This is a genomic window from Sphingomonas alba (assembly GCF_023516555.1).
Taxonomy (GTDB): domain Bacteria; phylum Pseudomonadota; class Alphaproteobacteria; order Sphingomonadales; family Sphingomonadaceae; genus Sphingomicrobium; species Sphingomicrobium album.
Genome location: NZ_JAMGBD010000001.1, coordinates 815,060 through 836,348 on the forward strand (window position 1 = coordinate 815,060; position 21,289 = coordinate 836,348).

Annotated in this window: 25 protein-coding genes and 1 other RNA gene; 13 read left to right on the forward strand and 13 right to left on the reverse strand. The window is 63.4% G+C overall.

Annotated features, from left to right (window positions below; all coding sequences use genetic code 11):
- Positions 1-22 precede the first annotated feature (22 nt).
- Positions 23-622, reverse strand: a complete 600-nt coding sequence (locus LZ536_RS04260) for a LemA family protein (RefSeq protein ID WP_249847062.1) — start codon at positions 620-622, stop codon at positions 23-25.
- A gap of 161 nt (positions 623-783) precedes the next feature.
- Between LZ536_RS04260 and mscL the strand changes: the two genes are divergently transcribed.
- Positions 784-1,206, forward strand: a complete 423-nt coding sequence (mscL, locus tag LZ536_RS04265; RefSeq protein WP_249847063.1) for a large conductance mechanosensitive channel protein MscL — start codon at positions 784-786, stop codon at positions 1,204-1,206.
- A gap of 3 nt (positions 1,207-1,209) precedes the next feature.
- On the opposite strand, the gene LZ536_RS04270 is transcribed toward mscL, so the two are convergent.
- Together LZ536_RS04270 and ssrA are read right to left on the reverse strand one after the other, a co-directional pair.
- Complete coding sequence (locus LZ536_RS04270; protein ID WP_249847064.1) at positions 1,210-3,252, reverse strand: amidohydrolase family protein; 2,043 nt, start codon at positions 3,250-3,252, stop codon at positions 1,210-1,212.
- A gap of 105 nt (positions 3,253-3,357) precedes the next feature.
- Positions 3,358-3,714, reverse strand: a transfer-messenger RNA (tmRNA) gene (gene ssrA, locus LZ536_RS04275).
- Between the two features lie 105 nt (positions 3,715-3,819).
- On the opposite strand from ssrA, the gene LZ536_RS04280 reads away from it, so the two are divergent.
- The 4 genes from LZ536_RS04280 to LZ536_RS04295 all read left to right on the forward strand — a co-directional run bounded on the left by LZ536_RS04280 (position 3,820) and on the right by LZ536_RS04295 (position 5,609).
- A complete protein-coding gene (locus LZ536_RS04280) occupies positions 3,820-4,089 on the forward strand; it encodes a hypothetical protein (RefSeq protein ID WP_249847065.1) in 270 nt (89 codons plus the stop codon).
- Positions 4,090-4,226: 137 nt separating this feature from the next.
- Positions 4,227-4,397, forward strand: coding sequence for a hypothetical protein (locus LZ536_RS04285; protein ID WP_249847066.1), 171 nt, complete (start codon positions 4,227-4,229; stop codon positions 4,395-4,397).
- Positions 4,398-4,490: 93 nt separating this feature from the next.
- Entirely contained in the window at positions 4,491-4,754 is a 264-nt protein-coding gene (locus LZ536_RS04290; protein ID WP_249847067.1) for a hypothetical protein, read from the forward strand.
- 138 nt (positions 4,755-4,892) lie between these two features.
- Positions 4,893-5,609, forward strand: coding sequence for a hypothetical protein (locus LZ536_RS04295; protein ID WP_249847068.1), 717 nt, complete (start codon positions 4,893-4,895; stop codon positions 5,607-5,609).
- Positions 5,610-5,727: 118 nt separating this feature from the next.
- On the opposite strand, the gene LZ536_RS04300 is transcribed toward LZ536_RS04295, so the two are convergent.
- Positions 5,728-6,393 carry a DsbA family oxidoreductase gene (locus tag LZ536_RS04300; protein ID WP_249847069.1) on the reverse strand — a complete coding sequence of 222 codons (666 nt, stop codon included), beginning with the start codon at positions 6,391-6,393 and terminating at the stop codon, positions 5,728-5,730.
- A gap of 73 nt (positions 6,394-6,466) precedes the next feature.
- Here LZ536_RS04300 and LZ536_RS04305 point away from each other — a divergent pair, with 73 nt between their 5' ends.
- Positions 6,467-6,637, forward strand: a complete 171-nt coding sequence (locus LZ536_RS04305) for a hypothetical protein (RefSeq protein WP_249847070.1) — start codon at positions 6,467-6,469, stop codon at positions 6,635-6,637.
- A 141-nt stretch (positions 6,638-6,778) separates the two neighbouring features.
- Positions 6,779-7,453, forward strand: coding sequence for a hypothetical protein (locus LZ536_RS04310; protein WP_249847071.1), 675 nt, complete (start codon positions 6,779-6,781; stop codon positions 7,451-7,453).
- Between the two features lie 6 nt (positions 7,454-7,459).
- Here LZ536_RS04310 and LZ536_RS04315 read toward each other — a convergent pair whose 3' ends face one another.
- Complete coding sequence (locus LZ536_RS04315; protein ID WP_249847072.1) at positions 7,460-8,233, reverse strand: NUDIX hydrolase; 774 nt, start codon at positions 8,231-8,233, stop codon at positions 7,460-7,462.
- Between the two features lie 704 nt (positions 8,234-8,937).
- On the opposite strand from LZ536_RS04315, the gene LZ536_RS04320 reads away from it, so the two are divergent.
- Complete coding sequence (locus LZ536_RS04320; RefSeq protein WP_249847073.1) at positions 8,938-9,711, forward strand: hypothetical protein; 774 nt, start codon at positions 8,938-8,940, stop codon at positions 9,709-9,711.
- A gap of 176 nt (positions 9,712-9,887) precedes the next feature.
- On the opposite strand, the gene LZ536_RS04325 is transcribed toward LZ536_RS04320, so the two are convergent.
- On the reverse strand, positions 9,888-10,154 hold the full coding sequence (locus LZ536_RS04325; protein ID WP_249847074.1) for an SWIB/MDM2 domain-containing protein: 267 nt from the start codon (positions 10,152-10,154) through the stop codon (positions 9,888-9,890).
- 79 nt (positions 10,155-10,233) lie between these two features.
- Positions 10,234-11,040 carry an LD-carboxypeptidase gene (locus LZ536_RS04330; protein WP_249847075.1) on the reverse strand — a complete coding sequence of 269 codons (807 nt, stop codon included), beginning with the start codon at positions 11,038-11,040 and terminating at the stop codon, positions 10,234-10,236.
- 47 nt (positions 11,041-11,087) lie between these two features.
- Between LZ536_RS04330 and LZ536_RS04335 the strand changes: the two genes are divergently transcribed.
- Positions 11,088-12,467 (forward strand): UDP-N-acetylmuramate--L-alanine ligase, encoded by a 1,380-nt coding sequence (locus LZ536_RS04335; RefSeq protein WP_249847076.1) that lies wholly within the window; start codon positions 11,088-11,090, stop codon positions 12,465-12,467.
- 27 nt (positions 12,468-12,494) lie between these two features.
- Here the strand turns inward: LZ536_RS04335 and LZ536_RS04340 are convergent, their stop codons facing one another.
- Both LZ536_RS04340 and LZ536_RS04345 read right to left on the reverse strand, forming a co-directional pair.
- Positions 12,495-13,046: a hypothetical protein gene (locus LZ536_RS04340; protein WP_249847077.1), complete on the reverse strand. Its 552-nt coding sequence runs from the start codon at positions 13,044-13,046 to the stop codon at positions 12,495-12,497.
- Positions 13,047-13,239: 193 nt separating this feature from the next.
- The gene (locus LZ536_RS04345) at positions 13,240-13,470 is read right to left on the reverse strand and encodes a hypothetical protein (RefSeq protein ID WP_249847078.1); all 231 of its coding nucleotides are present in this window, start codon (positions 13,468-13,470) and stop codon (positions 13,240-13,242) included.
- Positions 13,471-13,631: 161 nt separating this feature from the next.
- On the opposite strand from LZ536_RS04345, the gene LZ536_RS04350 reads away from it, so the two are divergent.
- Positions 13,632-14,843 (forward strand): sensor histidine kinase, encoded by a 1,212-nt coding sequence (locus LZ536_RS04350; RefSeq protein WP_249847079.1) that lies wholly within the window; start codon positions 13,632-13,634, stop codon positions 14,841-14,843.
- Complete coding sequence (locus LZ536_RS04355) at positions 14,836-15,582, forward strand: LytR/AlgR family response regulator transcription factor (protein WP_249847080.1); 747 nt, start codon at positions 14,836-14,838, stop codon at positions 15,580-15,582. Before LZ536_RS04350 ends, LZ536_RS04355 begins: the two co-directional genes overlap by 8 nt.
- A 387-nt stretch (positions 15,583-15,969) precedes the next feature.
- Here LZ536_RS04355 and LZ536_RS04360 read toward each other — a convergent pair whose 3' ends face one another.
- The 4 genes from LZ536_RS04360 to LZ536_RS04375 form a co-directional block, all read right to left on the reverse strand.
- A complete protein-coding gene (locus LZ536_RS04360) occupies positions 15,970-17,253 on the reverse strand; it encodes a dicarboxylate/amino acid:cation symporter (protein WP_249847081.1) in 1,284 nt (427 codons plus the stop codon).
- Positions 17,254-17,262: 9 nt separating this feature from the next.
- Positions 17,263-18,018 (reverse strand): class I SAM-dependent methyltransferase, encoded by a 756-nt coding sequence (locus LZ536_RS04365; RefSeq protein WP_249847082.1) that lies wholly within the window; start codon positions 18,016-18,018, stop codon positions 17,263-17,265.
- Positions 18,019-18,124: 106 nt separating this feature from the next.
- Positions 18,125-19,678 (reverse strand): flavin monoamine oxidase family protein, encoded by a 1,554-nt coding sequence (locus LZ536_RS04370; protein ID WP_249847083.1) that lies wholly within the window; start codon positions 19,676-19,678, stop codon positions 18,125-18,127.
- 41 nt (positions 19,679-19,719) lie between these two features.
- Positions 19,720-20,199 (reverse strand): RidA family protein, encoded by a 480-nt coding sequence (locus LZ536_RS04375; protein WP_249847084.1) that lies wholly within the window; start codon positions 20,197-20,199, stop codon positions 19,720-19,722.
- Positions 20,200-20,337: 138 nt separating this feature from the next.
- Between LZ536_RS04375 and LZ536_RS04380 the strand changes: the two genes are divergently transcribed.
- Complete coding sequence (locus LZ536_RS04380) at positions 20,338-20,796, forward strand: ferritin-like domain-containing protein (protein ID WP_249847085.1); 459 nt, start codon at positions 20,338-20,340, stop codon at positions 20,794-20,796.
- 92 nt (positions 20,797-20,888) lie between these two features.
- On the forward strand, positions 20,889-21,281 hold the full coding sequence (locus tag LZ536_RS04385; protein ID WP_249847086.1) for a cupredoxin domain-containing protein: 393 nt from the start codon (positions 20,889-20,891) through the stop codon (positions 21,279-21,281).
- The last annotated feature ends 8 nt before the right edge of the window (positions 21,282-21,289 follow it).

Consider the following 21,289-nt stretch of genomic DNA (forward strand, 5'->3'; position numbering starts at 1 on the left):
GGAAGCAGCCGCACCGATGCCTTTACCCCGCGGTGTTGAAGTTGACGCTGGGGGCTTCCTGCGCGCTCGCCGCCGCCTGGAACGGCACCTTCGGCTTGGCGCCGTAGAAGACTCGGGCGCCGATGGCGTCGGGGAAGGTGCGGATGCGCGTGTTATAGGCCTGGACCGCCTCATTATAGTCGCGGCGCGACGTGTTGATGCGGTTCTCCGTGCCCTCCAGCTGGTCCTGAAGCGCCAGGAAGTTCTGGTTCGACTTCAGGTCCGGATAGGCCTCCTGCATCCGCTGCAGCGGGATGATTGCCGCCGACAGGCGCGCCTGGGCGTTGGCGAATTCCTGGACCTTGGCCGGATCCTCCAGGTCGGAGGCGCTGAGCTGGACGCTGCCGGCCTTGGCGCGTGCCTCGGTGACCTGGATCAGCACCGATTTCTCCTGCGCGGCATAGCCCTTCACCGTCTCGACAAGGTTCGGGATCAGGTCGGAGCGGCGCTGATAATCGGCCTGGAGGTTGCCCCAGGCGGCGTTGACCTTTTCCTCGGCCGTCGGGACCGAGTTGATGCCGCAGCCGGCAACGCTGACGGCGGCGAGCGGAGCAAGAAGTCCAATTCGACGAACAACGGTCATGGGTGCAGTCCCCCTCATGCAAAATGTTCCGAAGGCGAATCTAGAGGCCCGCAACGGCAATTCAATAGCTGTCCTAGTCGGACAACACACATTGGCCCGAAATACTTTCATTCCGGCCCGCGAACGCTAGTCTCGGTCGACGCGACGCATGGAGGGTAAGCATGCTGAAGGAATTCCGCGACTTCATCGCCAAGGGCAATGTCCTCGACCTGGCAGTGGCCGTCATCATCGGTGCCGCCTTCGCCACCATCACCACCAGCCTCACCAACGACATCATCATGCCGGTCGTCGGTGCGATCTTCGGCGGCCTCGACTTCGCCAATCACTTTATCCTGCTCGGGCCGATACCGGACACGTTCAAGGGCGACCCGACCAGCTACGCGGCTCTCAAGGAAGCCGGCGTCGCAGTGCTCGGCTGGGGCCAGTTCGTGACTGTGGCCATCAACTTCCTGATCCTCGCCTTCGTCGTCTTCCTCATCGTCCGCCAGGCGAACAAAATGAAGAAGCCGGCCGAGGACGCTCCAGCCGGCCCGACGGAACTGGATCTGCTGGCCGAGATCAGGGACGAGCTGCGAAAGCGGTAGGCCTTACTTTGGCCGGCCGCTGAAGCCGGCTTCCTTGCGCAGCGCGTCGCCGTCCATCAGCGCGCCGTCCAGCACCACCTTGTCGACATGATGGAGGTTGCCGATGTTCGCCTCGACGTCGCCGTCGACGAGCAGCAAATCGGCCTCTTTGCCGACAGTGATCGAACCCGTGCGCTGGTCGGCATGGACGTTGCGCGCGGCGTCGATGGTCGCGGTCGTCAGCGCCTCGGCCGGCTTCAGGCCAGCGTCGACGTAAAGTTCGAGCTCATGCACGATCTCTAGCCCCGACCCGTCGGTGCCGGCGACAATAGGCACGCCGGCGCGATACATGGTGGCGACATAGTCCAGCATATGCCGGTAACTCGTGGTGACGTCCTCGCGGGTGGTTCCTTCCGGCAGCGGCAGCGGCCCCGACTTGAACCCGCGCTCCGTCGCGGGCGGTAGCGTGCCGACATACGCGGTGTAAGGCGCGCCGACCTTGCCCGCTTCGGCCGTCAACACGCCTTCCACCACCACCAAGGTCGGATCGACTGCGATCTTCTTCGCCGCCATCGTCGCGATCAGCGATTTCATCGGCTCGGCATTGAGGTCAACGTCCTTGAAATACTTGCCCGGCCCCAGCATCCGCATCAGGCCGTTCGACTTGGCGACTACCTCGTCGGGCATCGCTTCCATTGTCGCGAAATAGATGTGGGTGATTTCGTCGTATCCGGCGTTGATGGCGTCCATCGTCCGCATGCCCGCCGGGATGTGGCCGTGAACGTGCAGGCCCAACTTGTGCGCCTCGTCCGCGGCCGGCTTGATCCAGGCCGGATTCATCGACGTGTAGAATTTGACCGCCGTGAGTCCGGCGTCCTTGATTTTGTGCACGGCGGCAATCGCCTCCTCAGGGCTCGACACGGTCGTGCTGCCTTGCGCTGATAGCGGCCCCTTGCCGTCGACGATGATCGACGAAAAAGCCTCGGGCCCCAGCAATGTGCCAGCCGCGCGGCGTTTGGCCTGGCTGACCTCCAGCTCCATCGGTCCGCCGGGATTGCGGACCGACGTCACGCCCAGCGCCAGTTCGCTCAGCAAGTTGAAGTCGTCGCTGACATGCATGTGGCTGTCCCAGATGCCGGGAACCAAAGTCTTGCCTGCGCCGTCGATGACCCTGGCGCCGGCGGGTAGTTTCGGCAGCATCTCGCCGACCATGGTGATCTTGCCGTCGCTGACGACGACATTCTGGCCGGGGACGAACTTCTTTCCGAGCGCGTCGTAGATTTTGACGTTGCGGAACAGAATGGGCTTCTTGGCTTCGGCGGTCAGGAACTTGGCCGCGATCTTCGGGGACATTGCCGCGATGGCGTCGTCCTGCACTTTCTGCATCGCGACCTGATTGCCCTCATAGCCAGCTGGAAGCAGGGACAGGGCGCCGATCGACCCGAAGAACTGCCCCTTGGCGTCGACCCAGACCGGGGTCGGCGACTGCGAAATGCCCGTCATGAAGCGCAGGCTCACCTTCTGCGTGCCTTTGGGGCCGGCGACTTCGAGCGATGGCCCCTCCTGCATCACGCCACGACCGGAGGGCAGCAGGGTAAGTCCCTTGGGACCGGCAGCGAGCAGCTTGGCGACCTGCAGATCGCCGCTCAGGAAAGTGCCGCCGTTGGACACATAATATTCCGGCGACTTGTAGGTTGTCTGGCCCTCGTCGACCGGACTCTTCCAGCGCGCCAGCCCGTCGACGACCGAGAAAGTTTCACCAGCATCGCCGCTCGGCGTCACGCCGCGGACTTCGACCTTGTCGGGCATCCCGTCCTTGCCGGCATGGATCACCATGTCAGTCTCGAACACCAGGCCCCGCAACAGAATGGATTCTCGATAGGCGGTGCTGCCGTCCGGAAGCGTCCAGCGATATTCGTCCCCGTGCTTGCCGGCGGTCGAAACGACGACGAAGTGCGTCGCATCGGCAGGCGGCTTCATCAGCTGCTCCTTCGGAACCGGCGCAGCGAGCAAGGCGGCCGGCGCAACGGTAAGGCCGAGCGCGAGAGTCAGGTGGCGAATGGACATGTGTTTCCCCCTCGAAAATCGAGGCGGGAAACTGTGCGACCTGCGCGTTGTTGGCAAGAGAGGGAAAAGTGGGAGGCTTCTGTTGCCCGGTGCCTCCCGAACCGCTGGATTCCCCTTCTGTTGCCCGGCGGGGTCCAACCGCGCTTTTGTCTTTGTAACTTCAGACCGTTAGGCCGTCAGTTACGCAGCAATCGCAAGAGCCTCGTTATCGTTGGCACTTGTGTGAATGAGCCGTCACGGTGGTCTCATACCGATCGGCAACCGGGCATTTACTGCACTCGTCGATCCTGTTTCGCCCCCATCAGCAGCGGCGGATTCCCCGCTCGATTTCCACCGCTGCTGGTGGAGGCGCCGGGGTACTGCCCCCCGGGTCCGAAATGCCTATTCTACCCGACAATCTACCGACATAGCCGGTTACCCGGCCCCCCTTAGATAAGGTTTTACGCCCTTTTCTTCAAGCAATTGACAAAAGCTAGCCACCGCGGAACCGTTACGAAAGCGATGGCGTTGGAACCGTTCAGTGGCTTGGGCTTACCCGCCGCCGCGAAACCATAAGGGGATGATTGCATGAGGAAGATTTCTTTCGCGCTGGTCGGCGCTGCTGCCTTGGCCCTCTCGGCCTGCGGCGGCAAAGGCGATGATTCGCTGGGCGAGAACGTCCAGGAGAACATGGAAAACGCCGCTGACGCGCTCGACACGGCCGCCGATAATGCGGCGACCAACGCCGAGGCCGCGAACCTGGCGAACCAGGCTGACGCGCTGCGCAACGCGGGCGACAACGCCAAGCAGGCGATCGATAATGCCGACGTCAACGCGCAACAGGTCAATGGCATGTAATTAGCCGTTACGGCTGATTTCATGGAAGGGCCGGTGCTCCTGCAGGAGTGCCGGCCTTTTTCATCGGAGCTTGCCTGCAGGCCGTTCAGCGCCCCGAAAGCTGGGCCGTTGCAATTTGGTCTCGGAGGTCGAGTACCATGGACTCCCAGATTATCGCCAAGTTGCGTGCCAAGGCGGAGCGCTGCCGCGAGCTTGCGGCCGAGGCTTCGGACGCCGAAGCCGCCCAGTCCCTGCTTCAGCTCGCCGACGAGATCGAAACCGCCATCCCGGTGTTCGAGGACAATAAGGCCAAGCTCGGCGCCTCCTGAGGCTTGCGTCGTTACCTTTCTGGAACGTTGCCGAGAGTCGCGCGTAATTGCCGGGCGCATGTCGCAGACTGACAATTCTCCAGGGAGATCATCGTGAGAAAATTCACCGTTTTGGCGCTGGCATTCGGCATTGGATCGCTCGCCGCCTGCAACCAGAGCCCGCAGGAGCAAAAGGCCGACAATATCGAGGCCAATGCCGAGAACACCGCGGACGCCATTGAAGCGAACGCTGACAATGCGGCCGACAACATGCAGGCCAATGCCGACAACGCCGCGGACGCCACCCGCGCGGCTGGCGAGCAGAAGGCCGACGCTACCCGCAACGGCGCCGACGCCGACGGCAATAGCGCCAACTAACTAGTTCGGACTGCTTGCACGTAGGCAGTTCGACGAAGGGCGTCCGCGTTGTGCAATCCGCGGGCGCCCTTTTCGATTGCCCGGCCCATTGCAGACAACAGGCCATCTGTTACGCTCCCGTAATCAGGGGGCGACTGGATGCACCTCAAACTGCCAAGGCCGATGCACGGGTGGCGCGTCTTTGCCGGCGAGGTCGGCATCATCGTCATCGGTGTCTTGATCGCACTCGGCGCCGAACAGGTGGTCCAGGCGTCACACCAGCGGCAGGAGGCCAGGCAGGCCGACGACATCATCCGCGCGGAACTCGGCCTCAACCTGGGGCGACTGCAGTCGCGCAATGAGATTCGCGAGTGCGTCAGCCGCAGGATCGAGGAGATTCAAGCAATCCTCGACAAGGGAGCGGACAATCCGTCGATTGTGACCCCGAGCTGGATCGGCAGGCCGCAATATTGGGCATTCCTCAGCGGACGCTGGGAAGCGGAAACCCAAGCGGGCAACACCGCGCTGATCGATCGCCACAAGCTAGCCGAATACGGGCTGATGTACGCCAAGATGGGCGACCTCCTGAACGAAATGGCCTTCGAGCAGACGGACTGGGCTAAGCTGAGGACGCTCGAACATCTGAAGCGCCTTGATTCCGTGGCGGCATTTCAGCTGAACACCGCACTGCAGGATGCCCGCTATCGCAACTGGAGACTGGCGCTGGTGACCAGCCAAGTGTTCGAACAGGCCAAGCCGCTGGGCCTGAAAGCGCTCAAGAACGTGACGCCAGGCTCGCGGGCGATCTGCCTGCCGATCACGACGACAAGGGCCGAAGCCAATCGCGTCAGCGTCTGGCCGTTCGGCGAGCCATAAGGTGCCGATCCATTCGTGACATTACTTTGGTGCCGCTGCTGTTCCTCACCAGCGCCGCCCTGCGGCATCATCAGACCCGCCGGCGCGATGCAGCGATCAAACCGGCGGTCGCGGCCGCCTAGGCAGCCGGGGCGGAGGCTTCCGCCGCGATCTTTCGCAGTGCCTGCTCGAAATAGTCCGCCGGCTGGCCGCCGGAAATCAGGTAGCGGTCGTTGATGATGATTGCCGGAACGCCGGTGATGCCCATGGACCGCCAGTGGGCCTCGGCCTCGCGGACCTCGGTCGCATAAAGCCCGGATTCCAGCACCTCGATCGCCGCCGCACGCTCCAGGCCCGCCGCTTCGGCAGCGTCGGCCAGCACCTCGCGGTCGCCTGGGTTCAGGCACTGCGTGAAATAGGAATGGAACAGCGCCTTCTTCAGCTCGCGCTGGCGCCTCTCGATCCCGGCCCAGTGCAACAGCCGGTGGGCATCGAACGTGTTGTAGACCCGCCCCTCCTCGGACGGCAGCGCGATGGTGAAGCCGAGCTCGGCCGCTCGTTCACGGATTATCGCGCGCCGCTCCAGCAATTGTTCCGGGCTCGATCCGTATCTCTGCGCGGCATAGTCGACCAGCCGTTGCCCCTCGAACGGCATGTCCGGATTGAGCTCGAATGGCTGGAAACGGATGTCCGCCTCCACCAACCCGCCGACCCGGTCCAGCGCCTGCTCCAGTCCCAAGAGGCCGATGACGCACCACGGACAGGACACGTCGGAAACGAAGTCGATTTTGATAGGCGTCGTCATGGCATCACCCGCGAACAAATGTGCCGGAACCGTAACATCGGTTCTGCATTCATGCACCAACCGGAGGGTTCCGATGAAGCATTACCGCATCAACAAACTGACCAAGGCCGACGGCATCATCATCAAGAAGAAGGACATTTTGGCGACGTCCGACGCCGCGGCTGTCCAGCATGCGGCGGCTGACGACGACTGCCCAGTCTGCGACGTCCTGCGCGACGGCAAGAGAGTCGGCTCCGTCCTGTAGCGGGGAAACCCTGATAGTCCGGGGCTGCGAATTGCAGTTAGCGCGTCTCGCGGAGGCGGACGCATGCGTACAGACTCACCTAGGCAAAAGCGGGGTCCTTGGTCCCGGCTCGCCCGGTCGGCAGCCCTGCTGGCGATCCTCATGTCCGTAGCAACAGACATCCAGGCGCGCGGGGGACGCGGCGGCGGCGGCGGTTTTCGCGGCGGTGGCGGCGGTATCCGCGGCGGCAGCTCGACCAGCTTTGGCCGGGGCAGCGACTTTGGGCGCGGGTCCTTTGATCGCGGCTCGGACAGCTACCGGTCCGGCGGGACGTTTAGCCGAAGCGGAGATTATAGCCGGTCGTCCCGGCTCGACGGCAACCGGTCCGGATCGAAGCTGGAGTCGAACGATCGTCCGCTCGGCGGCGGCTCGGCCTCGCAACTCCCTGCCAACCGGCCCGGCGGCGGTGGCTCCGCATCGCAATTGCCCGCAAACCGGCCGGGCGGAATAGGGGGATCGGCCTCTCAGCTGCCCGCCAACAGACCGGGCGAGGGAACTCGCTGGCGTCCGGATTGCCCGAAATGCAGCGACGGCTGGGACGGGTGGATCGATCATCCGATTGCGGCAGGAATCGCGATTGGAGCGATCGCGGGCTATCGCGCGGCGGTCGGTACGTACTGGTATGCGTTACCGCCGGAGTGCCCGCCCTACATCTGGAACGATTATTATTATTACAGCTGCAACGGGACCTTCTTTGAGCCGATCTACGAGGGCGAGACCATCGTCTATGTGTCGGTGCCCGACCCTTCGGGAGGATCGCAGCCGCCCACGAAGTGAGGCTACTCAGGCGGCGGGGAAAATGCCCTCGCCGACGCCGCGCCGAACGCTCGTGAGCGGCTCGCGCGTCACCGGATAACCAAGACCTTCCGGGATGAAGAGGTGCGGCTCGCCGTCGTGATCGTCGATCCACGGGGTGATGGTCTCGATCGGATGCTCTGCGGCGTCGGCCCGGGCGGCGGCGATGCTGTCGAAGCGGGCCAGCCGCTCCAGGTTGCGGACGGTTGGGAAAATGGCGTTAGCCTCCCCGTGCGTGACCCGGGCAAGCACTTCGGCGGCAGCCAGCCATTCGACGGCCTCGCATTCCCCCGCTTGTGGCCGCGGCTGCCACTCGCCGCCCGGCGCTTCGGCGATGAAGAAGATCGTGTCGAAGATTCGCGCCTGGTGAAAGGCGGGTTTCCACCGCGCGAAGGGCGTCAGCGCCTCAAGGTCGAGCGACAGGCAGTGCGACGCCAGCAACTCACGGAAATTGGCACCGTCGTGCAGCCGGGACTGCAGGCTCGCCGCGAGCCCGGCGTCGATGTCGGGCGCGATCCCGACTGGAATGCCGCTCTCCTCAAGCGTCTCGCGGATGGCGGCGATCCGGAAGGCGGCGTCGGCATCGGCAAAGCCCTCCGCCAGAGCGCGGTCCTCGGCGTCGACGCGGCCGCCGGGGAAGACCATGGCGCCGCCGGCGAAGGCCATGCGCCTGGTCCGCTCAACCATCAGCAGCTCGGGTGGGCCGTCGTGCCGCTCGCGCATGACGACCAGGGTCGCCGCGGGGATGGCGTCGTTGCTCATCGGCCCGGCCTAGGCGTGTCAGGCTTTAAGGGAAAGTCGGCTTAGCGGCCCCAGGTGTCGACCGCGCTGGACAGCAGCCACCACAGCCCTCCGAAAAGAGCCATGAAGAACAAAACGAGCTTTACGCCGAGATAATCCCGGCTCGACCCCCTCAGCATGCCCCCGGCCTAACATAAGTGAACCGGGCAATGGCAGTTATCGAAGGGTAAGGTCGGTTAGGCGCAGCCCAAAAGGTTGCCGCGTCTTGTGGGTGGAAAGCTGACGCGGCGGCATTCGACCCACACGGGGCTCACATTCGACCCAGCCGGGACTCAAGTAACATGTGTTCCCAATGGCGGCTTTGGGTGGGAAGCTGCCGCTAGGCCAAGTGGCCGTTGGCCCGGCGTGCCAGCCGCCTGAAAGTCTCTAGGCAAATCACGGACGGCACCAGCACGGGCAATGCAATCCTGTTGGCAAAGGTCATAACGTCAGGTCGCGCAAGGCCCACCAGTAGCAACACGAACCACCCAGCCAGGACAGCAAAGCTCAACAGGTACAGCCCGGTGAACAGCAGATAGGTTCGTGCGGAGCCAGTCATGTCGGTGACAATACCGTTGGGCGCAATCTCCGCAATGGGTCGAAAGCGGACACTATCAGGTCGACATCTGAACCACAGGCTGGCGGGATATAGACGCTTGGCCTAGCGTAGCCTCCCGGGGGGAAGGATGATCCTCAAGAGGTTACGCGGGGAGGCAGCGCGTCAGAACTGGTTCGGGGTGGCGGTCGACCTCGTCATCCTCATCCTTGGCGTGTTCCTTGGCATCCAGGTCAACGACTGGAACCAGGCGCGGCTCGATCGCGCGGAGGGCCACGAATATCGCGAGCGACTCTATTCGGACCTCGAATCGAACCAGCGGGACCTGGCCTTCCGCATTCATTATGACGGACAGACCCTGGCGCACGCACAGGCGGCCCTCGCGGCGCTGGACAGACCGGTCACCGACAATCCCGGCGCGTTCATCATCCATGCCTATGAAGCCAGCAACCACGTCCCGCAGGCGATCCGGCATGTCACCTACGACGAAGTCGTCGCGTCCGGAAAGGCGGAGTTCCTCGGCAGCCGGGTGGTTCGGGAGCGCATCGCCAATTATCATGTCGGCATGGCGACCATGCAGCGCCTGTTCGACTACACGCCGCCTTATCGTGACGCTATCCGCTCGGCGCTGCCCTTTGCAGCCCAGTCGCAAGTCATGAAGGATTGCCCCGAAGTCCTCGCGGCGGACGAATATGGGAGCGTCACGCCAAGGCTAGCCGACGATTGCAAGTCGACCATGGACGCCCGGGCAGCCGAGCGGTTCGCGGCGGAGGTACGCACGATCCCCAACCTCCGATGGCTACTCAATCGACAGGTTGCCGACCTCGACCAGAAGATCGGGAATGCGCGCCAATTGTCGGCCGAGGCCGAACGGCTGAAGAGGCAGATCCGCAAAGCATCCTAGCCTCGGCGCTATGTTGGCCCGCGGCTAGCGCCTGAAATCGCTCCAGAGCGGCCTCTAACCCAACCGCGGCTAGCGCCCGACTCGCGCACGCGCGCGCCCGAGTCGCGGCTTTGTCACATAAGGAAAGGGCCCGCGGTTTCCCGCGAGCCCTCGTCCCTTCACGCGGTGACGCGCGATTATTTCAGATGGTTCGAGAGATGCTTGTTCATCTCGAACATGGTGCAACGGTCCTTGCCGAAGACCTTGCGGAGCTTGTCGTCCGCAATGATTTCCCGCTTGTTTTGCGGGTTTTGCAGGTTGTTCTTGCGAATGTGATCCCAGACCTTGGAAACCACTTCCGAACGGGGCAGCGGTGCGCTGCCGGTAATCGCGGCCAGATCCGCCGACGGAGTTACCGGGCGAGCCAATCCACCCCCTGCTTTACGACCAGTCCCTTTTGCCATTTGGCCCTCCTGTTGTTTCTCTCTGACGATAGAGCGCAATTAGAGGGGCTTTGCAATGCTTCTGTAGAGGGAAAATAGGTTAATTCCGTCCGAAGGGGACCACGCGGTTAGCGGCATCGTGCCCGATGATGGCCCGGCCGCCGTAATTGATGCTCGCGCGCTCGCACCAATCCTTGACGATTGCCTCTTCGTCGCTGCCCCAAACGGGGTCGTTTTCGGGGATGTCGCTCATGTTGCCGACGCGCAGCTCGACGACCCCGCGCACGTTGGCGCTGCCGGTGATGTGGTACATCAGCCGGTCGATCCGGTAGTAATGCTCGCTGACTTCCTCGATCAGCAATTCATAGCCCGTCAGGTCCGGTTCCACCGCCGTTCCCAGCAAGCTCGACAGCACCGTCAGATTATAGGCCTGGACCGGATAGCTGATGCTCGGCTCGACCCCGGCGCGGTCGCGCGTCAGGAGCCAGTCGAGCGAGCGGGTCACCGCCGCCTCGCCGCCGTCGCGCAAGATGTCCTGCGGCATCGGCCCGTGCGCCACCTCGCACCCTGCCTTGTGCAGCCCCGCCAGCAGGAAACCCGCGTCGCTGTAACCAAGGTACGTCTTCCTCATCGCGGTGACGCTCAGATCGGAGCAGGCCGCCTCGGCGATGCGGTTCGACCCATATCCCCCGCGCGCGAACCAGACGGCATCGACGCTCTCGTCCTCCATCACCTCGCGCAATGCCGACAGCCTCTGCTCGTCGCTGCCCGCGAAATGCCCGTCGCTCAGGAAGCATTGCGGATGGATCGCCAGCTCGCAGTCCCTCCGCGTCGCGGCCAGCGCCGTCACCAGGTCGGCAGCTTCCTGCTTCAACGTGCAACTCGGCGCGACCAGCGCGATTTTCATCAATTCCCCCTTTGCATGCCGGGCGCGCAATCCATAGGGCGAGGCCCATGACTAATGCCACCTTCTTCTGCGGGATCGGCGGCAGCGGCATGCTGCCCCTCGCCTCCATCCTGCGTGCCCGCGGCGAAAAGGTCGCCGGGTCCGACCGCGCGCTCGACGCCGGCCGCCTCGCGCCCAAGTTTGATTATCTTCGCTCGCTCGGCATTCCGCTATTCCCGCAAGACGGCAGCGGCCTTGCCGAGGGCATGACGCTCGTGACTTCGGCAGCGGTGGAAGAGACCATCCCCGACGTCGTTCGCGCCCGCGAGCTCGGCCTGGCGCACCTTACCAGGCCACAGATGCTGGCCAGGCTGCTCAACGCCGCGCACCGCAGCGTCGCCGTCGGCGGCACCAGCGGAAAGTCGACAGTGACCGGGATGATCGGCTGGATCCTCCACGCCTGCCATCGCCAGCCGACCGTCATGAACGGGGCGGTGATGAAGAATTTCACTTCGCCCTCCTCGCCGTTTGCTTCCGCACTCGTCGGCGATCCCGAGCTGTTCATCAGCGAGGTCGATGAAAGCGATGGCTCGATCGCGCTCTATCACCCGACGGTCGCCGTACTGACCAACATCAGCCTTGATCACATGGGCATGGATGAGCTCCGCGCCTTGTTCGGGGGCTTCCTCGAACGCTCCGGCAAGGCCGTCATCAACATGGACGATCCCGAGACCCGCCTGCTCGGTGAGGCCTTGGGCGAGAGCAAGTTGCTCGGCTACGGTTTCGACAGCCCCAACGCGGCCTTTGCCGGTCGCAATCTCACGCTCGATGCGGACAGCGCGGCGTTCGACATTCAGAACGGCGAAGAGATCGTGGCTGTTACATTGCCCCAGCCGGGCCGCCACAACGCCTCAAATGCGCTGGCCGCCTTGACCGCTTGCCACGCCCTCGGGATTCCCCTCGCCGATGCGTCCGCTGCTCTGTCCAGGTTCGAAGGCCTGAAGCGACGTTTGGAAACCGTTGGTGTGTCCGGCGGCGTCACCGTCATCGACGATTTCGCACACAATCCTGACAAGATCGCCGCCTCGCTCGCGACCCTGACCGCGCAGCCCAGCCGCCTGCTCATCATGTTCCAGCCGCACGGCTACGGCCCGCTCGCCAAGATGGGGGAGGAACTGGCCGAAACGTTCGCTCAAGGCCTGCGCGAAGGCGACCGGCTCTATCTCCCCGATCCTGTCTACCAGGGCGGCACCGTCGACCGTTCGCGCGGTTCGGACTGGCTTGTCGAAACGATCGGCGGCGTCGCGCAGTACATTCCGGAACGCGAGGCCATCGGCCGCGCGATCCTCGCCGAGGCCGCCGCCGGCGACCGCATCGTCATCATGGGTGCTCGCGACGATACATTGAGCGAATTCGCTGCCGAGATTGTTCAAAACCTGGGCAAGTGACCGCGACCGGCCGGAAAATGTGCCCGCTTAGGCGGCGGCGGCGATGTCGACCTTTTCGACCCACTCTGGCCAAAACACCGGTTCGCGGTTCGACCAACCCGGCGCAGTCGCCGCGCTTTCGCTGATCGACTGAAGCAAGGTGCGGCGACGGTCAGGATGCAGGTGCGGCAAGGCAGCGGCAGCACAGAAAGCCGCCGGCAGCCACGGCCTCGAACTGGCGCCCAGCAGTCGCTCGTAGAGGAAACGGAAAGCCGCGAAGCTCGTCAGGCGATCTTGCCCGAGGTCGAAGGCGGCAACTGTCACCAGCATGCCAAGGAACGGCTCGATCATGTCGAGACCGCTGTCATCGGGGATCTGCAGGCGCAGATGATCGAGTTGCTTGTAGAAGCGGGCCTGGGCGCGAATCGAGGCAACTTCGCCTTCGTCGCGGGCCCATGTGCCGATTGGGTCGGACCGACCGAAGGCAATATCGAGCGAGCGACGAATGTAACGCTGCGTCGCTTTCGGGAAGCTCGCGAATTCCTTCATCTCAGCAATCAGCAGCACCCCACCGGCTGGCTGATTGGTGCGCGTCGTCATGAACCCAACTCCTTTTGCACGGATGGGATCATGCTACTGCCTTGGTTGCGAATTGCTTAACCAAGATCCCACCCCCCATTCATATTGAATCAAAGGGTTAGGCTCGCGGCAAGTCGGAATTCTTCACGCTCCGTAATCGCGCAGCGTGTGTGTATTTTCTGCAACGGCGCGACTGTTTTGTTACGATTCCGGTCTATTCTTCCGGGAAGGTCGACGACGGCGCCGGCTCGTTTCCGCCCGGCTGCGTCGCCGCCGGCGGATCGGACGCGTCCATGCTTTCGTCCGAACCAACATCTGCCTTTGCATCAAGATCTTCCGGGTGCTTCTTGAGCTTGAGTTCGAGTTCGCGTTCCGGGGCGCCTGACAATGTCGGCGGACGTTTTTCGGCTTCTTCCCGTCGCGGCTCTTTCGCCTCGTTAGTCATGGCTCGATTCACTCCATCGATTCCTTGTCAAGCGTAACGAAAGGGGCCGGCGGCCGTTCCCCTAAGAAAACTGTGGATTGTTCGACCGGCGGCGGCTGGGGTTCTGCCAAGCGACAGCGGGCGGATTGCAAGCAACGTGCGGCGGTTCATAAGTAACAGCCATGAGTGACGAATTCTCCGAGGAGCGACGGTTCGCCGACTGGCGCCTCGCCTTGAAATCAATCCTCGGATTCTGGCTGGTCTACGCGGCGACGGTCGTCGCCCGCGCATTGCTTGGTGAGGACCCCTGGACCGTCCTTCACAACAAGGTGCCCACCATTATCGCCGGGACCCTGCTAACCTTCGTACTTTATGCGGTTCTGAATGCCTCCACGCGAGGAACCTCCATGTACCGCAAAGCGATCATCGCGGCGGTGCTTTCGGCGTTAGCGGCCATCCTGCAAGCCGCGATCATCATCCAGCTCGAGCCCTATTTTAAGCCGAGCAAGGAAGAGTTCCGAGTCCAGACCCGCGAAGGTTTCGTCGTCGTCGAACAGGGTTACCAGATCCGTATCGAGCGCGCCGCGAGCGATCCGCTGGTCGTCACCATGCCGCGCATGGCGGAGATGGACCAAGAAAAGAAGATCCGCTGGATCGCTGACAGCTCGGTCACCTGGTTCTTCTTCTTTGCCGCCTGGAGTGCCTTCTATCTCGCCAGCCTGGCCCAGGCCCAGGCACTCGGAGCCCAGCGCCGTGCAGCCCAGGCCGAGGCCGCCGCCCGCGCTGCACAGGTCCGTGCATTGCGTTACCAGGTCAACCCGCACTTCCTGTTCAATACGCTGAACTCCCTGTCCTCGTTGGTGATGACCGGCCGCAACGAGCAGGCGGAGGAAATGCTGCTGAAGCTCTCCACCTTCTTCCGCACCAGCCTGTCAGTGGACCCATCGGCGGACGTGACACTCGCCGAGGAAATCGACCTCCAGCGGCTCTATCTCGACATCGAAAAGGTCCGGTTCCCGTCGCGCCTCAGGGTCGAGATCGATATCCCGAAAGAAGTGGAATCGGCCCGCCTTCCGGCGTTGGTCCTGCAGCCCCTGGTCGAAAACGCGATCAAATACGGCGTCTCACCGACCCGCGAGCAGGTGACCCTCCGGATCGAGGCGCGCCCCCTCGGCGACGGCCGGTTCGAGATTATCATTACCAATACCGGCAGTCCCGACGCCAGGCCGGCGAAGGACAGCGACAAGATCGAAAGCACCGGCGTCGGCATCGCCAATGTCGTCGAGAGGCTCAAGGCTCGATTCGGCACGCATGCGAAATGTGAATTTGGCCCGCTAAGCAATGGCGGCTATCAGGTTCACATCATCATGCCGCTGGATCGATCGAATGGATGAGCCGCCGCTAAGAGTCCTGATTGCCGACGACGAGCCGCTGGCGGCGGAGCGCCTGCAACTGCTGCTTGCCCGCATTCAACATGTCGATCTGGTCGGCACCGCAAGCGACGGTGAAGCGGCCGTGCGGCTCGCCGAGGGCCTAACGCCGGACGTCCTGTTGCTCGATATTGCCATGCCGGGAATGGATGGAATCGACGTCGCCCGCGCCCTTGCCGAGCGCCGTCCGTCGCCCGCAGTTGTGTTCGTCACCGCCTTCGACCAATTCGCCGTCGCCGCTTTCGAGGTTGCGGCCGTCGACTATCTGATGAAGCCGATCGAGCCGGCGCGCCTGCAAAAGGCTTTGGACCGGGCTCGCATCCACCTGCGTCATCGCGGCGAGGAGGAAGCGCTGAGCGCAGCGCCTTCGGCCTACCTTGACGAATTCTGGGCCTCTGACCGCACGGGCCTGGTCCGTATCGCGTCGCGCGATGTCGACCGGGTCACGGCGGAGCGCGATTACATGCGGCTGCATGTCGGCGCGCGCAGCTGGCTCATCCATCATTCGATGGCGTCACTTGAAGATCGATTGGATCCGCAGTTGTTCGTGCGGCTGCATCGCTCGGCGATCGTTCGCCGAGACTTCATTACCGGTTTTTCGCGCAACCCCTCGGGGCGCTGGATCGCCAGGCTTGGCGATGAGAGCGAGCAGCCGGTCGGGCGGCTGTACGCCGACCGGGTAAGGTCGATCGCCGGGCGCTAACCCCTTCGGGCAGCCACTCCGGCGATCGCTGGATTTCAGTTAGGTTCATTCCTTCCTCCGCCTCAGGCGTTGAGGCGAAGCTCGGCAGAATCCATGGTTCCAGCTTGGGTAACCGTCGGAACGGTCAGCAGCGCGGACGTCAGCAAGGCGGCCAACATTACGAAGGCTTTCATTTCCATTCTCCCTTTTTACATTGCGGGCGAGGAGACCCTCGGGGTGATGAGGAAGCCTTTGAGGTCCCTCGCGCCGCAAATGCTGGATAGGGTTAACCGGGGTTCAAAGCATGCGTTGCTCGACCGGCGAGCGGCGGGAGTCGGCAATCGGTACGGTCGCGAGACGAAAGCCGCTTATCGCCGGATCAATCGACGAACGACGGTCATCTGGCGTTCATTTTCGAGAGGCAGTTCGCCGATCCACAGCCGCTGTCACGGCGACGTCCATCGTCACATTGCCAAGGGTACGGATGATGTCCGGCACCATCTCAACGGCAATCAGGAGCGCAAGCGGCGCCAGCGGGATGCCTAGGGCGATGCCGATCGGCGCGATCGAGCTCACAAAACTGATCTCGCCCGGAAGGCTCACCGCACTAAGACTCATTAGCACGGCCACGAAGACGGCGGCGATGGCGTGCGGCAGGTTTGGCTCCAACCCCATCCATTCGGCGATGTAGAAAAGCACTGCCAGGTTCATCGCCGGCCCGGTGGCGCGGAACAGCGCAACCGCCATCGGCAAGGTGACGTCCACCACCTCTTCGCGGATGTTCAGAATGCGCGCCGAGGCGAGCATCGCGGGCAGCGAAGCCAACGACGACCGGGTAGAGATTGCCACGCTTTGCGGCGCAATGACCGCTCTCGAAAAGTCACCAAACTTCAAACCGCCGGCGACAACCGCCACCGGATAGGAAGCCAAGGTAACGATGACGCCAATCCCCGAGACCAGCAGGATGTAATAGCCAAGCGCGGCAAACGCCCCGCCGCCGGCGGTGGCTCCCAGACCGAAGGCAAGGGCGAGGACACCGATCGGCGCGATCGCCAACACCCAGCCGATCACGACCAGCAATGCGTCGCTGATGCCCTCGAAGAAACCGACCAGGGTCTTGCGATGCTGATCCCGGATCCGCGTGACGGCCAGCGCAAACACCAATGTGAACAAGACCAGCGGCAGCACATCGCCGTTGGAGGCCGCGGCGATGACATTCGACGGCACCACGTTGCGGACGAAGTCCTCCGCGCTCGGTACCGCCGCAGATGCCGCCGAAGTGCCAATCGACGCCAGCCCCGCTTGCATCGCATCCGCTGCGTTGGGGGGAAGCGGGAAGATTCCGGTCAACACCGGCGTGAAGAATGCGCCAAGCACCGCGGAAGCAAGGAAGATGACGAGGAAATAGGCGATCGAAACCGTCGCGATCCGTCCACCGCGAGCCGCGTCCGCCGTCCGTGCGATGCCGGTGATCAGCAGCGCGACGATCAGCGGAATGACCGTCATCTTCAATGCGTTCAGCCATAACTCGCCGACGATCGATGTAACCTGGATCAGCGGTTCGCGGATGCCGTCGCCCGACTTCGTGGCGACAATTCCGCCGACCAGGCCGACGATCAGTGCCAGCAGGACCCACCATGCGCGCGGGCCGCGAACGGGCTCAGCGCTTGCCGTTTCGGCGTTGACGCTCACTGGCTCTCCTTAGCGCGGCTTGCGGAACTTGAAGACGAAGCGATCCGTCTTGCCGCGAATCTTCGCGTCGAACACGTTAAGGCTATGGTCGTCGGCCGGATTGCGAAGCATGTCGCTCTCCGCTTCCAGCTTGAAGCCTGCGCGCTTGAAATCGGCCTTCACGGTCGCCGGGTCGATCCGATGATATTTCTCGACGGTTGCGCGCGTGTCGCCCGGTGCTGCGACATGGTCGATGACGCCGACGACAGCGCCGGGTTTCATCGCGTCGTATACGCCCTTAAGCCACTGGTCGGGGTCCATGCGGCTGATGCCGTTCTTGGTGCTTTCCCAATAGACGTCATGGTAATCGAGGTTGATCAGCATGAAGTCGTAGGTGTTAGAAGGAAAATTCGGCGCCTCGAACGGACTCACCCGCATGTAGACGTTCGGCTGCCTGGCATTGAACGCTGTGAAGTTGTCCAACGTCTTCTGCCGGTAGAATTGCTGCGGCTGCCAAATCGATACGCGGCCCTTCGGACCGACGATCGGCGCCGTAATTTCCGCCCAATAAAGGTTGCCGCCGAACGGGTCCGACACGCGCATTCCGGACTTGAGCCCGAGGAACTTCAAGACCTGGGCCGGCTTGCGGCTCTCGTCGAGCTTGACGTTGTTGGGGCTGCGCGCGCTGGTGTTGGCCACCGCCGCAGCGATAGGCTCCGGCGCCGACCATGCCGGTGCCGCCAAAGCAATGGCCGCCGCTGTCGCGAATGAGAAGAGCTTCCGCATGTCGATGCCTCCCTACTTTGGGAGCGAGGCTTAGCGCGGGGCCATTGCGGACGCTAGCAGCGTTTCACTGGGGACCCCGCCGACGGAATTCGGCGGATCGCTTGCCTCAGGCGGCTGCCCGTTTTCCAGCCTTCTCCGACGCCATGGCCTGGAGCAGCTTCAAGGCTTCATGCGCGCTGAGCGCCGAGCCCTCCTGCCATAGGCCGACGTAGCTCAAATGCTCGCCCGCAAAGACGATCGGGCCTTCGGGCTTGAGGAGCTCGAGATAGGCGCCGGTGCGGCGTCCGTTATCGGCGCCCGGCCCGCCATCCCACAGCGCGCCCACGCCCTCGGAATAGGGGATGTTGCCCCAATTGACGACGACAGGCTTTTCCAGCAGCCGGGCCTTCCCGGGATGCAGGACCTCGATTGAGCCGGCGCTGATCCGAACCTGCTCGGAGAATGGAAGCTTCGTGAACGCTTCCGGTGTGTCCTGATGCGTCCAGCCGGCGACATAGGCGCCGACGATAACGCCGCGCGGACTGTGGAAACTGTTGCTTGGGTAGATGACGTTTTCGTTGAGCTTGTCGGTCCAGCCGAGCCCGCCGTAAACGCCGTCGTCCTCCCAGAAGCGCGGCGCCTCGAAAGCCACCTTGGCGCTCTTGAGGTAATTGATGCCCTTCAGCGCCGCCTTCTTGGCCGGTGAGAAGTCATTCGGGATGCGCTCGAGCAATTGGGCAGGCAGTGTGACGACCGCAAAGTCGGCGCGCGTGATGCCGCCTTTGTGCTCGATCCGCACTCCACCGCCTTCGCGGCGGATGGCCGTCACCGGCTCGTTGAGCTTCACGGTCGGCTGAACCGCCATGTAAAGCGCATGGGCGATGCGATCCATGCCGCCGACCGGCTGCATCATCGTTGGCTGCATGTCGATGATGGACTCGAAGAATTGCGGGAATGCAGCCGCCCGCCCCGACAATACTTCGCGAAAAGCGAGCGGATCTAGCGGCTTCCCCGGATCGTCATAGCCTCCCGGCCAGTCTGAATAGCCGAAGGACGGATTGGGCGTCGGCGCTCCCTTGCCGTCGAGCCCGCCGTAAAATTGCAGGAACTGCTTGAAGCCGTCGCGCTCTTCCTTCGGCATGTTCGCGTTGAGCGCGCCTTGGTCGATGGCCTTGGTGAGCAGTTCCGACAGATGGGCCCGAAGGCTGTAGACCATCTGACGGCCGGGGCGGACCTTGCCATTGAAGTCCCAGCCGGTCGCCATGGCGGTATTGACGAAGACTTCCATCGGCACGTTCAGCCGCTTGGCATAGCCGAGGATGGCGTGATGCCAGCTCGGGATGCGCGCCGGGCCGGCGTTGAAATACATGCCCTCGGAGAATTGCGCCTGCTGCAGCGCATGGCCGAGATGCTCGACCGCATCGCCGCCGCGAATAGACCATGCGCGGCCGCCGACGCGGTTGCGCGCCTCAAGCACCGTTACCCGGTAGCCCGCCTGCTGCAGCTCGTAGGCGGAGACCAGCCCGGCGATGCCGGCGCCAAGCACAACCACGGACTTGCCGTTGCCGGAGGCCGGCGGCAGCGCGAACTGGGCGGCCGACGCAGGCGTGGCCGGCGACAGGCCCAACATGTTCATCGCTGCGAGCATGACGCCCGCGCCGCCGGCCGCGCCGACCCTCATCAACACATCCCGACGGCTAACCCCCATTCGCCCCCTCCTGCTTATTTCTTCGCGGCAGTGACCTCGATCTCGACCAGCCAGCCCTCACGGACGAGGCCCGCCACCTGCATGGTCGATCGCGCCGGCTTGTTCGCCTGCTCCTTGGTTCCGAAGGACGCGCTGTACCCGCGCATCATGCCTGCGAAATCCATGCGCGACTGCCCCGGCGGCGCCACCAGGAACACGCGCATCATGACGACGTCGCCAAGGCCAAGGCCGCTCTGCTTCAGCACGCCTTCGATCTTGTGGATCACCGAGCGGGTCTGCGCCTCGGTATCGCCGAACTGTTCAACGCTGCCGTCCGGGGCAGCCGGATTGATGACCTCGGGTACCTGCCCGCTGACGTAGATAAGGCGGCTTCCGGCAGGCACTTCGACAGACGCGGAAATCGGTGAATCCGGCGCGCCCGAGCGCTTTGGACCTTCAGCCTGCAACGGCGATGCCGCCAGGCCCAACAGCAACAGTGCGAAAATCCTGCGCATCGCGACTCGCCCCCCTGTTCACCTTGCCTAGCACGAAGCTCGCCGCATCGCGCCCGCCACCGGTCGAATTTCGTTGGCACCTACCAGGCCCTCGGGACGTTCTTGCCGCATTCCCTTTCAAGCCAAGGAGTTAGGCAAATGATCGGCAAGTCCGAGAACATCACTATCCTCAACACCCTCACTGCGACCCTGATCGACAGCGTCGAGGGCTACCGCGACGCCGCGCAGAACACCGAGTCCGGCCGCTTCCAGGAACTGTTCCGCCAGATGGCCAACGAACGCAGCACCTGTGTCGAAGACCTGCGCGCCGAAGTCCGCCGGCTTGGCGGCGACGCGGAGGACGATCAGTCGACGATGGGCTCGTTCCACCAGCGCTGGCTGGACCTCAAGGCCGCGATCACAGGCCGCGACGATAAGGCCATCATCAACGAGGTCGAGCGCGGCGAGGATTACCTGAAGGCCAAGTTCGAAAAAGCGCTCGACGACGGCGAACTGGACGGTGACAGCCGTTCGGTGGTTGAACGCGCTTTCCAATCGGTCCGCGAAGGCCATGACAAGGTCAGTGCCCTGAAGCACGGCATGGAAGCAGCTAGCTAGGGGGGGGCGCAGGAGGCGCGGGTGCGCAGCGCTCGCGTCTCCACCTAACCGCCGGTTCTTGATATGAGGGGCTGCCCGCAAAGGAGGCCCCCATGAGTGCATTGCGTCTATTGAGCGCCGCGATTCTAGCCGGTGCGACCCTCGTCTTGCCCGCCCATGACGTAGCCGCGCAGCCGACGAAGCCGACTGTCACCATCACCCTGGCCAGTCATTACTTCCAACCCAACCCGATTTACCTAGCTGGCGGAGTGCCAGTGCACCTGGTGCTCCAGAACAAGTCCGGGAAGACCCACGATTTCACCGCGCCCGACTTTTTCCGCACCTCTCAAATCCAAGCCGGAAGTGCGCCCGACGGCAAGATCACGCTGGAGAAAGGTCGCAGCGCGACTATCGACCTCATTCCCCGACGCGGAACCTACCGCCTGCACTGCAGCCAGCCGCTGCACACAATGCTGGGAATGGCTGGGAAGATCGTCGTTAGCTGATACCTCGA

What these genes read in the sequence shown, in the direction of transcription:
- LZ536_RS04270 (WP_249847064.1), bottom strand. Translation starts at nt 3,252, where the DNA reads ATGTCCATTCGCCACCTGACTCTCGCGCTCGGCCTTACCGTTGCGCCG.
- LZ536_RS04300 (WP_249847069.1), bottom strand. Translation starts at nt 6,393, where the DNA reads ATGACGACGCCTATCAAAATCGACTTCGTTTCCGACGTGTCCTGTCCG.
- LZ536_RS04320 (WP_249847073.1), top strand. Translation starts at nt 8,938, where the DNA reads ATGATCCTCAAGAGGTTACGCGGGGAGGCAGCGCGTCAGAACTGGTTC.
- LZ536_RS04345 (WP_249847078.1), bottom strand. Translation starts at nt 13,470, where the DNA reads ATGACTAACGAGGCGAAAGAGCCGCGACGGGAAGAAGCCGAAAAACGT.
- LZ536_RS04330 (WP_249847075.1), bottom strand. Translation starts at nt 11,040, where the DNA reads ATGAAAATCGCGCTGGTCGCGCCGAGTTGCACGTTGAAGCAGGAAGCT.
- LZ536_RS04325 (WP_249847074.1), bottom strand. Translation starts at nt 10,154, where the DNA reads ATGGCAAAAGGGACTGGTCGTAAAGCAGGGGGTGGATTGGCTCGCCCG.
- LZ536_RS04350 (WP_249847079.1), top strand. Translation starts at nt 13,632, where the DNA reads ATGAGTGACGAATTCTCCGAGGAGCGACGGTTCGCCGACTGGCGCCTC.
- mscL (WP_249847063.1), top strand. Translation starts at nt 784, where the DNA reads ATGCTGAAGGAATTCCGCGACTTCATCGCCAAGGGCAATGTCCTCGAC.
- LZ536_RS04280 (WP_249847065.1), top strand. Translation starts at nt 3,820, where the DNA reads ATGAGGAAGATTTCTTTCGCGCTGGTCGGCGCTGCTGCCTTGGCCCTC.
- LZ536_RS04380 (WP_249847085.1), top strand. Translation starts at nt 20,338, where the DNA reads ATGATCGGCAAGTCCGAGAACATCACTATCCTCAACACCCTCACTGCG.
- LZ536_RS04315 (WP_249847072.1), bottom strand. Translation starts at nt 8,233, where the DNA reads ATGAGCAACGACGCCATCCCCGCGGCGACCCTGGTCGTCATGCGCGAG.
- LZ536_RS04335 (WP_249847076.1), top strand. Translation starts at nt 11,088, where the DNA reads ATGACTAATGCCACCTTCTTCTGCGGGATCGGCGGCAGCGGCATGCTG.
- LZ536_RS04285 (WP_249847066.1), top strand. Translation starts at nt 4,227, where the DNA reads ATGGACTCCCAGATTATCGCCAAGTTGCGTGCCAAGGCGGAGCGCTGC.
- LZ536_RS04355 (WP_249847080.1), top strand. Translation starts at nt 14,836, where the DNA reads ATGGATGAGCCGCCGCTAAGAGTCCTGATTGCCGACGACGAGCCGCTG.
- LZ536_RS04365 (WP_249847082.1), bottom strand. Translation starts at nt 18,018, where the DNA reads ATGCGGAAGCTCTTCTCATTCGCGACAGCGGCGGCCATTGCTTTGGCG.
- LZ536_RS04295 (WP_249847068.1), top strand. Translation starts at nt 4,893, where the DNA reads ATGCACCTCAAACTGCCAAGGCCGATGCACGGGTGGCGCGTCTTTGCC.
- LZ536_RS04305 (WP_249847070.1), top strand. Translation starts at nt 6,467, where the DNA reads ATGAAGCATTACCGCATCAACAAACTGACCAAGGCCGACGGCATCATC.
- LZ536_RS04260 (WP_249847062.1), bottom strand. Translation starts at nt 622, where the DNA reads ATGACCGTTGTTCGTCGAATTGGACTTCTTGCTCCGCTCGCCGCCGTC.
- LZ536_RS04375 (WP_249847084.1), bottom strand. Translation starts at nt 20,199, where the DNA reads ATGCGCAGGATTTTCGCACTGTTGCTGTTGGGCCTGGCGGCATCGCCG.
- LZ536_RS04310 (WP_249847071.1), top strand. Translation starts at nt 6,779, where the DNA reads ATGTCCGTAGCAACAGACATCCAGGCGCGCGGGGGACGCGGCGGCGGC.
- LZ536_RS04370 (WP_249847083.1), bottom strand. Translation starts at nt 19,678, where the DNA reads ATGAGGGTCGGCGCGGCCGGCGGCGCGGGCGTCATGCTCGCAGCGATG.
- LZ536_RS04340 (WP_249847077.1), bottom strand. Translation starts at nt 13,046, where the DNA reads ATGACGACGCGCACCAATCAGCCAGCCGGTGGGGTGCTGCTGATTGCT.
- LZ536_RS04385 (WP_249847086.1), top strand. Translation starts at nt 20,889, where the DNA reads ATGAGTGCATTGCGTCTATTGAGCGCCGCGATTCTAGCCGGTGCGACC.